The organism is Bacteroidota bacterium, from assembly GCA_026391695.1.
Lineage (GTDB): Bacteria > Bacteroidota > Bacteroidia > Bacteroidales > JAGONC01 > JAPLDP01.
The window spans coordinates 127,970-139,579 of record JAPLDP010000037.1 but is presented as its reverse complement, the minus strand read 5'-3'; the positions used below and the strand labels follow the sequence as shown (position 1 = coordinate 139,579).

The window sequence follows — 11,610 nt, the reverse complement described above, 5'->3', positions numbered from 1 at the left end:
CAATGTTGGGATGAAGGTAATTCCCGTTTGGAAATGGCTCCTTACTGCATAAGTGTCTTTATGATAAGGAAAGAACCATTTCACTGTTCCACTGTTCCACCATTCCACCGTTCCACTGTTTCACCGCTTCACTGTTCCACCATTCCACTGTTCCACTGTTCCACTGTTCCACTGTTCCACTGTTCCACCAACATGCATCACGCCGAAGGCTCCAATTTTCAAAAATAGAAATATTTCTATTAATTTTGATGTGTGATTAAGATAAAAGTTTTTGTAAGCAGTGTACAAAGTGAGTTTGCCGAAGAACGTCAGTTTTTGTTTGATTATCTTACAACAGATGCGCTTTTAGGCAGGTTCCATTCCTGCGAATCCATTATTGGCAGAACCTATGTATCTCGCTGGTTATATCGAACGGTTAGGTACAGGAACAGGAGATATTATTCGTTTATGTGAGGAAAAAGGTTTGAAAGCGCCAGATTTCATCAGGAAGAAAACTTTAAAACAATCATTTGGCGCACTTTAAATGTTGCTGGAGAAGTTAGTAGGGAAGTTACCGGAGAAGTTACCGGAGAAGTTACCGGAGAAGTTACCGGAGAAGCTACCGGAGAAGCTACCGGAAAAGTTACCGGAGAAGCTACCGGAGAAGCTACCGGAGGAGTTACCGGAGGAGTTATCGGAGAAGTTGTTGAAGCAGTTAAAAGAATTGTGCTTGTTTTAGATGGAGAAAAGAAACGGATTGAGATACAAGAGGCTTTAGGATTGAAGCATCAGGAGAACTTTAGGGATAACTACCTGCTTCCATCATTGGAATCAGGCTACATTGAAATGACTATTCCTGAAACGCCAACACATCAAGAACAACGTTATCGTCTAACTGCTAATGGTATAGAATTAAAGAAGAAACTACGGAAATCCAAAAAGAAGAAATGAGTAAGGTCGGACAAATAGACATATCACCATATCACCTTCTCACTGTTCCACTTTTCCACTGTTCCACTGTTCCACCGTTCCACTACTCAATCTCCAGCACATCAAAATATTATTTACCCAAGTTGTTTTTAAATATTATGTAATTTTGACTTAAAAGAAGAATTTTCATAATGCGAGTTAAGGACACTATCGTCTCTTTCTTAAAAAGTAGCATCAATGGCTTTGATAGCGAGGCGCAGGTGTATTTGTTCGGCTCACGTGTGAATGACCAGTTAAGGGGTGGCGATATTGATGTGCTGATTCTTTCAAACACGAAGCTTCCACCGGCATTTGTAAGCCAATTACGCACCAATTTTTTCAAAAATTTCGGCTTTCAGAAATTGGATGTAGTAAATTATTTATTTACAGATAATACTACATTCAAATCAATCATACTCGAAAATGCTATTAGGCTTTAACCTGAAAATATGCCAAACGATAAGTTGTTAAAGGAATTATTATTGCAGAATATCGAAAAACTGCAAGTTGCTTTAGTTTCTTTTGAGTTATCACTCGAAAAATGTAAAAGACTTGATTTGAATAAGCCATTAAGCTTTGAGGAATCAGAAACCTTCGACTCCCTGTCATCCAAGTTTGGTCGCATATCGGATATTTACATTCAAAAAGTTCTTCGAACGATTTTTGAATTAATTCGTGAAGATGCCAGGCACATAGTTGATATGGCCAATAAAGCTGAAAAGCTTGAATTGATAGAAAATGCAGACTTTTTAATTTCCGTCCGCGATTTACGAATTGGTGGAACGGTGAAATAGTGGAACGGTGAAAAAGTGGAAAGGTGGAAAAGTGGAACGGTGGAAAGGTGGAATAGTGGAACGGTGGACGGAAATATATGGTTTAACCTTCTCAGAAATACGTACTTTTAGGGTAACGAATGTAATATGAATTACTCCGTGCTTTAGCACGGTGTCACGAAGACAACACCAAACCGGGCTTTAGCCCAAAACCTTGTTTACGATATGGCATATGTGAAAATCCGGATACATGCCCTTGTTTCGGGCTAAAGCCCAAGTTTTATGTAGCTTCCTGAAACCCCGGACACCCCGGACTGAAGTCCGGGGCCATTTAAATCGCGAATTCTAACACCAGGTACGCATTATTGTGATGACCCAAATTTATACAATTATGATGAATGAGCAGGTTATGAATGTCGACATCAACAGGATACAATATCTTTCCATTTTTGGAAGTATGATATTGCTGGCTTTTATTCTGGCATTAATACGTAATAAGAAAATCAAAGAAGAATATTCCCTTCTCTGGATTATTGCGGGAGTGATCTTCCTGTTTTTCGCCATCTGGCGTGATGCACTTGATTACCTTGCAAATCTGGCCGGTATTGCCTATGCCCCGGCCGCCATCTTCCTCGTTTTCTTCATAGCGATCTTCATTATCCTTGTCCAGTTTTCAATCATATTATCCAAACTTACAGAACAGAATAAGCGTCTCATTCAGGAAATAGGATTACTTAAAATGGAAATTGAACAGTTAAAAGAGAAATAGTCCTTATGAGAAAAATTTCCGTCAAATACATATGGGTCAACTTGCTCATTATCGCAGCAGCCGGTTTCATGATCTATTCAAATACCATTAAATCAGAATTTCATTTTGATGACCTCACAAGTATTATCATCCAGCCCAGGATCACAACATTCAAGACTTTTTCTGATGTCAACTACTGGGTGAGTATTTCTAACCGGCCTGTTTCTGAACTCACCTTTGCAGTGAATTATCATTTTGGTCATTTCAATGTTATAGGATATCACCTGGTTAATATTCTCCTGCATGTACTAAATGCCTGGCTGGTTTATCTGTTAATTCTGAAGTTATTGTCGTTCAGGAGATTAAGTGATGAGCGTATCACTAATAATAAATACATTATAGCATTATTCGCCGCTTTACTTTTTCTGGTTCATCCTATTCAGACGCAGGCAGTAAGTTATGTTGTTCAGCGTATGACATCCCTTTCGGCATTGTTTTACCTGACAGCGGTTTATTTATATATTCTGGGCCGGTTGGAATTTGTGGATAAGCAAAGGAAATTTAGAAGTCTCATATTAATTTTCCTGGCTTGTTTTTCGGGATTGCTTGGAGTTTTATCCAAACAGGATACTATCACATTTCCTGCTGCCTTTATTCTGGTGGACCTGTTTTTCATTCGTGACAAGAACGGGAAATTTTGCCGTAAGTATCTTATCACCATCATTTCCATTCTTTGTTTGTTGGTTCTTGCCATTTTCATTTCTGGTCATGTACCTACAGAAACCGATGCCATATCGCATAAAGATTATCTCCTGACCCAATTCAGGGTTATTGTCAAATATATCCAATTGGTTTTCCTTCCCGTCAGTCAGAACGTTGACTATGATTTCAAAATATCATCAGCGTTCTGGAACTTACCGGTTCTTGGAAGCTTTTTGTTGATACTTGCGTTAATTGCATTAAGTGTTATGCTCTACCGCAAAAAAAGACTGATATCCTTTGGGATTTTATGGTTTTTTCTGACCATGTCGGTATCGTCCTCGATATTTCCGATAAGGGATGTCATTTTTGAACACCGGTTATATTTACCTTTGATGGGATTCAGTATCGCAGTGATTTATATTCTTGTTTTTTTACTGATAGAGAAACGCAGGAGGCTGTTATTGATCCTGTTACCACTGATCATCCTGGTTTATGCTGCAGCCACGTACAAAAGAAATTATATCTGGAAGTCGGAATATGCTCTGTGGAAAGATGTGGTCACTAAATCTCCGCGTAAAGCCAGGCCATGGTGTAATCTTGGCTATGTAGTGTTGAATATGGACAGCCTGGAGCAGGCGAAGCGGTATTTTGAACAATCCCTTCAGGTCGACCCGCATTATCCGCTTGCGCTGAATAACCTTGGGCATACGTTACAAAGAAAGGGTGATTTTCAAACTGCGCTTAAGTACTTTCTGCAAGCCATTGAGCAAGCTCCAAATTATACCAATGCCCTCAACAATACCGGCTGCACGCTTATCGATCTGGACCGCGCGATGGAAGCTATATACTATTTCAACAGAGCCATAGCATCTAATCCTTCCTATGAACGTTCCTATTATAACATGTCACTTGCCTATATCGATTTAGGCGATATGAATAAAGCTGTCGATTACCTGCTCGATTATCTGAAACGTAAGCCAGATGATATAGAGGCATTGAACAACCTGGGAAAATGTTATTTCGACAGGGGCGATTATGTGGATGCTTTGCCAGTGTACCAAAAGGCACTTAAACGGGCACCGAATGATTTTGTCATCATCAATAACATGGGTAATGCCTATTATAAGTTGGGTAATCCTCAAAAAGCCATTGAATGTTATGAGAGGGCCTTAAAGATCAATCCAAAATATGAATCCGCACGGTTAAATTTGGCGAGATTCAATCAATCACCTTGAATATTATTCTATGTATTATGTAATTTATTATTAAATTCGCTGACACTTTATTGGCCTCACCCCCCGTCCCCCTCTCCTCCAGGAGAGGGGGTGAAAGGGGAGAGGTGATTGGGCTTATATAAATTGAGTTACATCTTATGACGCAGAGAATCCTTATTATGGTGCCGGCTTATAATGAAGCCGGATCGATTATGCAGGTGATTGATTCACTGAAGTCGAATAATGACGGGTGGGACATTCTGATCATCAATGATGCATCGAACGATGACACCAGTATGTTGGCAAAATCGACAGGGAGGGTGCAGGTCATTGATATTCCCTTCAATCTTGGAGTAGGCGGCTGTGTGCAGACAGGATTCAAATATGCCAGAAATTACAACTATGATATAGCCATTCAATTTGATGGTGATGGCCAACATAAAGCAGAAGAAATTCTTAAACTTTTATCATTAATCCAAAATGAAGGTGTTGATGTAGCTATAGGATCCCGTTTTCTGAAAAAGCATAGTGGCTACAAATCAACATGGTCGAGGAGACTGGGTATAAATATTTTTAAATGTCTTATTTTTTTTCTACTCAGGATAACCATAACAGACAGCACCTCAGGGTTCAGAGCATACAATAAAAGAGCAATAAATTTCCTTGCCGAGAACTACCCTGTTGACTATCCGGAGCCGGAAGCGATCATCCTTTTAGCCCGTAACGGGTTCTGCATCAAAGAAATACAGACTGAAATGTGTGCCAGACAGGGCGGCGTCTCTTCCATCACCTTTTTTAACAGCCCCTATTATATGACGAAGGTGATGCTGGGCATGGTTATGACGGCGATAAGGCCCAAAATAGTCAGCAGTCGGCAGTAGGTAGTCGGCATGGGATTCAATCCGCCTGAGGCGGATGGAATCCCAAATGGTTCAATCTCTGCAGATGATGGCGGTGGGATTCCATCCCCTGCGGGGATTGAATCCCATGCGGGGATGGAATCCCAAACGCGGCTAATCACCTTTGGTAGTTTGAGTCCCTTTGAATTTTGACCTTGGATGAAAACTTAAAATGGTTTCTCTCAGATATTCCCTGTCGAGATGAGTATATATCTCCGTAGTAGTTATCGAGGCGTGTCCCAGCATCTCCTGCACTGCCCGCAGGTCGGCACCACCCTCTACTAAATGGGTTGCAAAGGAGTGACGGAATGTATGCGGACTGATATTTTTCCTGATACCTGCTTTTTCAGCCAGTTCTTTTACGATCGCAAAGATCATGATACGCGACAGCTTTTTCCCGCGGCGATTGAGGAAGACAATATCCCTGCTGTCTTTGGAAACGTTAACATGGACACGAACAGCGTCGATGTATATGGTGATGAATTTGATGGCGGTATTACCTATGGGCACGAGCCGTTCTTTATCACCCTTTCCTGTGATCTTGATGAATCCTGGTTCAAAGTACAGGTTTGATAATTTCAGGTTAACCAGTTCCGATACCCGCAATCCGCATCCATAAAGTGTTTCAATGATGGCTTTGTTTCGCATCCCTTCAGGTGTGCTCAGATCAATCTCTTTGATGATCCGGTCGATCTCATCTGTCGATAATACATCAGGCAGTTTTCTTCCTATCCTAGGTGATTGGATCAGTTCAGTAGGATCATTCCTGATGATGTCCTCCAGCAGCAGATATTTATAAAATCCTCTGATGCCTGAAATAATTCGTCCCTGGGAACGGGAATTTAATCCCCGTTCATTAATGTAAACAAGGAAATCTTTCAAATGGTGCGGTTCAATTTGTGCAGGTGTAATATCCAGTTTTTTTTCTTCCATAAATTGAATCAGCTTATTGACATCATCGAGGTATGCCTCAATAGTATTGGTTGACAGGGATTTCTCCAGTTTGAGGAAAGAAATGAATCCGTTTATATAAGATTGCCATGTGCTCATACTGGTGATAAAATTAATAATTATTGTCATACCCGCCAGGCAAGCACTTGGGTGTAGTGGGAATAAATAATATTTAATTGACCTCACCCCCCGTCCCCCTCTCCTTCAAGAGAGGGGGTGAAGGGGGTGAGGTGGTTTGGTTCATACAAATTGATTGTGCCATGTAAAATGATTTACCGGACTAAATACGAAAAAATTTCAATACTATTCAATTTGCAGCACACCAAAATATTATTGGGTCTTCTCAAAAATGCGTACCTGGAATTAGAATTCGTGATATGAATTACCCCGAGCTAAAGCACGGGGTAATTCATATTACCTTCGTTACCCTAAAAGTACGCATTTCTGTGAAGACCAATATTATTTACCAAAATTTCCGTACGATATATTTTATTTACCAAAAATCCTATATCTTTGCACCCTCAAATTAAATAAACCGCACAAATGGCTAAAAAGTCGAAAGATGCACGGGTACAGGTAATTCTCGAGTGCACAGAACATAAGAAAAGCGGACTGCCGGGAACATCACGGTATGTCACAACAAAAAATAAGAAAAATACACCCGACAGGATGGAACTGATGAAGTATAACCCCTTCCTGAAGAAAATGACTGTTCATAAGGAGATAAAGTAGTCGGCGGTCGGCAGTCGGCAGTCGGCGGTCAGTAGTCAGCAGTCGGCAGTCAGCAGTCGGCAGTCGACTTTAAAAGTATAATGAGAGAAAATTTAATTATCAATTTTAAATGTATAGCATATGGCAAAGAAGGTTATCGCAACTCTGAGAACAACGACAAGCAAGGATTTCGCCAAGCTTATCCGAATGGTTCGTTCACCCAAGACAGGTGCATATTCCTTTAAGGAACAAATAGTTCCCAACGACCAGATTAAGGATTTCCTGGGTAAATGATATTCTTACACCGGTCGAATAATCCAAAAGCTTTTTCTCCCGCAGAAGAAGCTTTTTTCTTAAATTTATATATACAACACTTCACCAATCGCTATTCGCCAACCGCAAATCGACAATCGACAATCGACAATCTCTATGGGCCTGTTCTCCATCTTCTCAAAAGAAAAAAAGGAAAGTCTTAACAAAGGCATTGAAAAGACCAGGGAGAATGTATTTTCCAGGCTATCGAAAGCTATCATCGGTAAATCGAAGGTGGATGACGATGTGCTCGACAACCTGGAAGAAATCCTGATCACTTCCGATGTGGGTGTTGAAACGACCCTCCGCATCATTGAACGCATTCAGAAGAGAGTGGAACGCGACAAATTTGTCGGCACATCACAGTTAAACGATATCCTAAAGGAAGAAATTGCCGGTCTTCTGGCAGAAAACACCCTTGAACAGGCCTCTGATTTTATTATCCCTGAAATGGACACCCCCTATGTTATTCTTGTTGTCGGGGTGAATGGCGTTGGCAAGACCACCACTATCGGGAAACTGGCATACCAGTATAAACATGCAGGCTATTCGGTGATGCTCGGTGCTGCCGATACATTCAGAGCTGCCGCTATTGACCAGCTGAAGATATGGTCAGAGAGGGTAGGAGTGCCTATGGTCAGCCAGGATATGGGTGCCGACCCGGCATCTGTTGCTTTTGATACCCTGTCGTCAGCCAAAGCCAATAAAATTGATGTGGTCATCATCGATACAGCGGGGCGTCTTCATAATAAAGCTCACCTGATGAATGAACTGTCCAAGATTAAGCGGGTCATGACCAAAGTCATTCCTGATGCCCCCCATGAAGTTTTGCTGATACTGGATGCTTCCACCGGACAGAATGCCTATGAACAGGCACGGCAGTTCACCGATGCCACCGACGTCAACGCCCTGGCACTCACTAAACTTGATGGAACTGCCAAAGGTGGCGTGGTCATAGGTATATCCGACCAGTTTAAGGTGCCGGTAAAATATATTGGAATTGGCGAAAAATTGGAGGATATACAGGTCTTCAACAGGTTTGAGTTTGTCGACGCCCTATTCAGCTAAATACCCGCTGAAAGTCCAGAAATTGAAAAATCCTTTGCGTTCTCTGCGCCTCCTTTGCGTTCTTTGCGGTTAATATTTTTGAAAACTATTATCCGTATTAAGATTTATTAAGTTTCATTTCATTTAGAACCTTCTCCATTGCAAAAACTTCATCCCTGAATTTTGCAGCCTGAATAAAATCCAATTCTTTCACAGCGCTTTCCATAGCTTTTTTCGATTTGGAAATGGCTTTTTCAAGCTGTTCTCTGGTCATATACCTGATTACGGGATCGGCAGCCGCATCACCATATTCTTTTTCGAAGTAAGGTTTCGGGCTTTTGCTTTTGACATCGGCGATGGCTGTTTGTCCAAGTATCGATTCGATTGATTTGACGATCTGCTTTGGTGTGATATGATGCTCGCTATTATAGGCGAGTTGTTTTTCCCTGCGGCGGCCGGTTTCATCGATGGTCCTTTTCATCGATTCGGTGATGGTGTCGGCATACATGATGACCCTGCTGTTCAGGTTGCGTGCTGCCCGGCCTGCCGTTTGAGTGAGGGAACGCTCCGACCGGAGAAAACCCTCCTTGTCAGCATCGAGTATGGCTACCAACGATACTTCAGGCAGGTCAAGACCTTCACGCAGAAGGTTCACACCTACCAGCACATCAAACGTGCCCATCCTCAGGTCGCGCAGTATCTCCACCCGTTCCAGGGTGTCAACATCCGAATGGATGTAACGGCAGCGGATATCCAGCTTCAGAAGGTACTTTGTCAGCTCCTCGGCCATGCGCTTGGTCAGTGTAGTCACCAGAACACGTTCCTTATTACGGACCCTTTCATCAACCTCTTGCAGAAGGTCATCAATCTGGTTGAGGCTTGGCCTGACTTCAATTTCAGGATCCAGCAATCCCGTTGGCCTGATAAGCTGCTCGACAAGGATACCCTCGCATATCTTCAGCTCATAATCGGCAGGTGTCGCACTGACAAATATGACCTGGTTCATCATGGCCTCGAACTCAATGAATTTCAATGGTCTGTTGTCCATTGCCGACGGCAGCCTGAATCCATATTCCACCAGCGTCTGCTTCCTGCTGCGGTCACCGCCATACATGGCCCTCACCTGTGGTATGGTGACATGACTTTCATCAATGATCATAAGAAAATCATCCGGAAAATAATCCAAAAGACAGAATGGCCGTGATCCGGGTAAACGGCCATCGAAATACCTGGAGTAATTCTCAATGCCGGAACAATACCCCAGCTCACGCATCATTTCCATATCATAGGTTACCCTGTCCTCCAGACGCTTGGCTTCCATAGTTTTGCCATTCTCCCTGAAATATTCCACCTGCTTTATCAGATCCTGATGTATATCAAGCAAAGAACTTTTCATCTTATCCTGTGAGGTGATGAAAATATTGGCAGGGAATATGGCCTTGCTGTCGTGACTCTCCAGTACTTTGCCGCTGACAGGGTCAAATGTTTCAATGGCTTCTATCTCCTCACCAAAAAAGATCACGCGGAATGCGAAATCGGCATAAGCGGGGAATATATCCACAGTATCGCCTTTTACACGGAATTTTCCACGCCAGAATTCTACTTCAGTACGCGAATACAAACTGTTGACCAGAGCATGTAAAAGATTGTTGCGTCCGGTCGTATCGCCTACTTTTATGCGTATCACGTTGGAAGTAAAATCATCGGGGTTGCCGATGCCGTATATGCATGACACGGATGAGACAACAATAACATCCTGCCGGCCCGACAGCAAAGCAGAAGACGCACTCAGCCTGAGCTTTTCAATCTCATCATTTATGGACAGGTCTTTTTCAATATAGGTGTTGGTGACCGGTAGGTATGCTTCAGGCTGGTAGTAATCATAATAGGAAACGAAATATTCCACGGCATTTTCAGGGAAGAACTGCCTGAATTCACCGTAAAGCTGCGCAGCAAGGGTTTTATTATGGCTCAGGACAAGTGCAGGCCGCTGCACCTGCCCGATGACATTGGCAACGGTAAAGGTCTTCCCCGAACCTGTCACACCAAGAAGCGTCTGGTATTTGTCACCCCTGTTGAGTCCCTCCACAAGCTGCCTGATAGCTTCTGGCTGGTCGCCGGTAGGCATATATTCAGATGTAAGCCGGAATTTCATCCTGTCGTTATTTCAGAATTATTTTTGCAATCTCCGGATAGTGATCTGAAAATTTCACTCTGGGAATTTTCAGATCGCCGGCATCGAATTTTCTATCTATAAGAATATGGTCGATACGGCTCGGAAAAGGTAACGACCCGGCATAAGTGAATCCAAAACCTTTACCACCGGTAACAAAGACATCCTGTAAATTTTTGGCCAAGTGATGATAGGCATAAGATGTAGGTACATCATTGAAATCACCGCAAACGACAACAGGATAAGGACACTGGTCTATATGCCGGCGCAAATCCCTGGCTTGTATAGCCCGTTTCTGAAAGGCTTCTTTTAATTTCCATAGAATGCGGCGGGTTCGTTCCCTGACATTTTTGCTGCCATTGGTAGCAGGAGTAATATCAGACATGAATGCATAATCCTCGCTCCTGAAATGTATCGATTCGAGATGAACATTATAAAACCTGACAGTGTCATGCCCCGTAATGACAATATCACTGTAAATACAATATGCTTTTTCATTTGACCCCCGCAGAGTTCCTTTTCCTGTTATTGGGTATTTGCTCAGCGTGACCAGCGCAAAAGTTCTTTTCGGATTCGGTACATGGAAGTATTCATCAGAATAATAATACGGCGTGCGCAGTTTTATTCTTAGATCATCCAGTAACTTTTGTGATCCGGATGCAGAGGAGTAGAACTCCTGTAAATGAACAACATCACAGGCCTGATCCTGTAAAAATCCAATTATCCCATCTTGGTTTTTCATGTCGTTAAATCCCGACAGGCTCGAAAGATTATGCAGATTGTAGTTCAGCATCCTAAAGTGAAATGAAGCGGACTCGACATGTTGCCTTTTATGTAACTGTACGGTTACTTTTATTTGATTCCATCCGGTGAGTAGCGCAACAAGAGATAGAAAAACATACCATCTGAGTAATATTAACCATAGGATTACAAAAATGAGATTGGCAAGAGCCAGATATGGATAGGAGAGTCCAAACATAGCAAAAATCCACGTCTTATCAGGGCTTATATAAGCAGCCACATAGGATAAAATAAGTGCTAAAATGAATAGTAAATTAATAAACAGGAGGATGCGTATCAAAGGATGTATCTTATTCTTATTTGTCTTTACCTTATTCATTCATCCGGAAAA

Annotated in this window: 14 protein-coding genes; 11 read left to right on the top strand and 3 right to left on the bottom strand. The window is 42.2% G+C overall.

Going from position 1 to position 11,610, the window contains the following annotated elements; all coding sequences use genetic code 11:
- The first annotated feature begins 388 nt into the window (after positions 1–388).
- The 8 genes from NT175_05785 to NT175_05750 all read left to right on the top strand — a co-directional run bounded on the left by NT175_05785 (position 389) and on the right by NT175_05750 (position 5,266).
- Entirely contained in the window at positions 389–523 is a 135-nt protein-coding gene (locus tag NT175_05785) for a hypothetical protein (protein MCX6234224.1), read from the top strand.
- The gene (locus tag NT175_05780; GenBank protein ID MCX6234223.1) at positions 524–718 is read left to right on the top strand and encodes a hypothetical protein; all 195 of its coding nucleotides are present in this window, start codon (positions 524–526) and stop codon (positions 716–718) included.
- Positions 706–930 carry a hypothetical protein gene (locus NT175_05775; GenBank protein MCX6234222.1) on the top strand — a complete coding sequence of 75 codons (225 nt, stop codon included), beginning with the start codon at positions 706–708 and terminating at the stop codon, positions 928–930. The genes NT175_05780 and NT175_05775 overlap by 13 nt, the downstream gene beginning before the upstream one ends.
- A gap of 170 nt (positions 931–1,100) precedes the next feature.
- Positions 1,101–1,388, top strand: coding sequence for a nucleotidyltransferase domain-containing protein (locus NT175_05770; GenBank protein ID MCX6234221.1), 288 nt, complete (start codon positions 1,101–1,103; stop codon positions 1,386–1,388).
- Positions 1,389–1,397: 9 nt separating this feature from the next.
- Positions 1,398–1,742 (top strand): hypothetical protein, encoded by a 345-nt coding sequence (locus tag NT175_05765; protein MCX6234220.1) that lies wholly within the window; start codon positions 1,398–1,400, stop codon positions 1,740–1,742.
- Between the two features lie 349 nt (positions 1,743–2,091).
- Positions 2,092–2,490: a DUF2304 domain-containing protein gene (locus NT175_05760; GenBank protein ID MCX6234219.1), complete on the top strand. Its 399-nt coding sequence runs from the start codon at positions 2,092–2,094 to the stop codon at positions 2,488–2,490.
- A gap of 5 nt (positions 2,491–2,495) precedes the next feature.
- Complete coding sequence (locus NT175_05755) at positions 2,496–4,406, top strand: tetratricopeptide repeat protein (GenBank protein MCX6234218.1); 1,911 nt, start codon at positions 2,496–2,498, stop codon at positions 4,404–4,406.
- 137 nt (positions 4,407–4,543) lie between these two features.
- Positions 4,544–5,266 (top strand): glycosyltransferase family 2 protein, encoded by a 723-nt coding sequence (locus NT175_05750; GenBank protein MCX6234217.1) that lies wholly within the window; start codon positions 4,544–4,546, stop codon positions 5,264–5,266.
- A gap of 132 nt (positions 5,267–5,398) precedes the next feature.
- Here NT175_05750 and xerD read toward each other — a convergent pair whose 3' ends face one another.
- Positions 5,399–6,364, bottom strand: a complete 966-nt coding sequence (gene xerD / locus NT175_05745; protein MCX6234216.1) for a site-specific tyrosine recombinase XerD — start codon at positions 6,362–6,364, stop codon at positions 5,399–5,401.
- 414 nt (positions 6,365–6,778) lie between these two features.
- Here xerD and rpmG point away from each other — a divergent pair, with 414 nt between their 5' ends.
- The 3 genes from rpmG to ftsY all read left to right on the top strand — a co-directional run bounded on the left by rpmG (position 6,779) and on the right by ftsY (position 8,326).
- Complete coding sequence (rpmG, locus tag NT175_05740; GenBank protein MCX6234215.1) at positions 6,779–6,967, top strand: 50S ribosomal protein L33; 189 nt, start codon at positions 6,779–6,781, stop codon at positions 6,965–6,967.
- 120 nt (positions 6,968–7,087) lie between these two features.
- Entirely contained in the window at positions 7,088–7,240 is a 153-nt protein-coding gene (locus tag NT175_05735; protein MCX6234214.1) for a DUF4295 domain-containing protein, read from the top strand.
- Between the two features lie 135 nt (positions 7,241–7,375).
- Positions 7,376–8,326, top strand: a complete 951-nt coding sequence (gene ftsY / locus NT175_05730) for a signal recognition particle-docking protein FtsY (protein ID MCX6234213.1) — start codon at positions 7,376–7,378, stop codon at positions 8,324–8,326.
- Positions 8,327–8,423: 97 nt separating this feature from the next.
- Here ftsY and uvrB read toward each other — a convergent pair whose 3' ends face one another.
- Positions 8,424–10,460 carry an excinuclease ABC subunit UvrB gene (gene uvrB, locus NT175_05725; GenBank protein ID MCX6234212.1) on the bottom strand — a complete coding sequence of 679 codons (2,037 nt, stop codon included), beginning with the start codon at positions 10,458–10,460 and terminating at the stop codon, positions 8,424–8,426.
- Between the two features lie 7 nt (positions 10,461–10,467).
- On the bottom strand, positions 10,468–11,598 hold the full coding sequence (locus tag NT175_05720; GenBank protein MCX6234211.1) for an endonuclease/exonuclease/phosphatase family protein: 1,131 nt from the start codon (positions 11,596–11,598) through the stop codon (positions 10,468–10,470).
- Between the last annotated feature and the right edge of the window lie 12 nt (positions 11,599–11,610).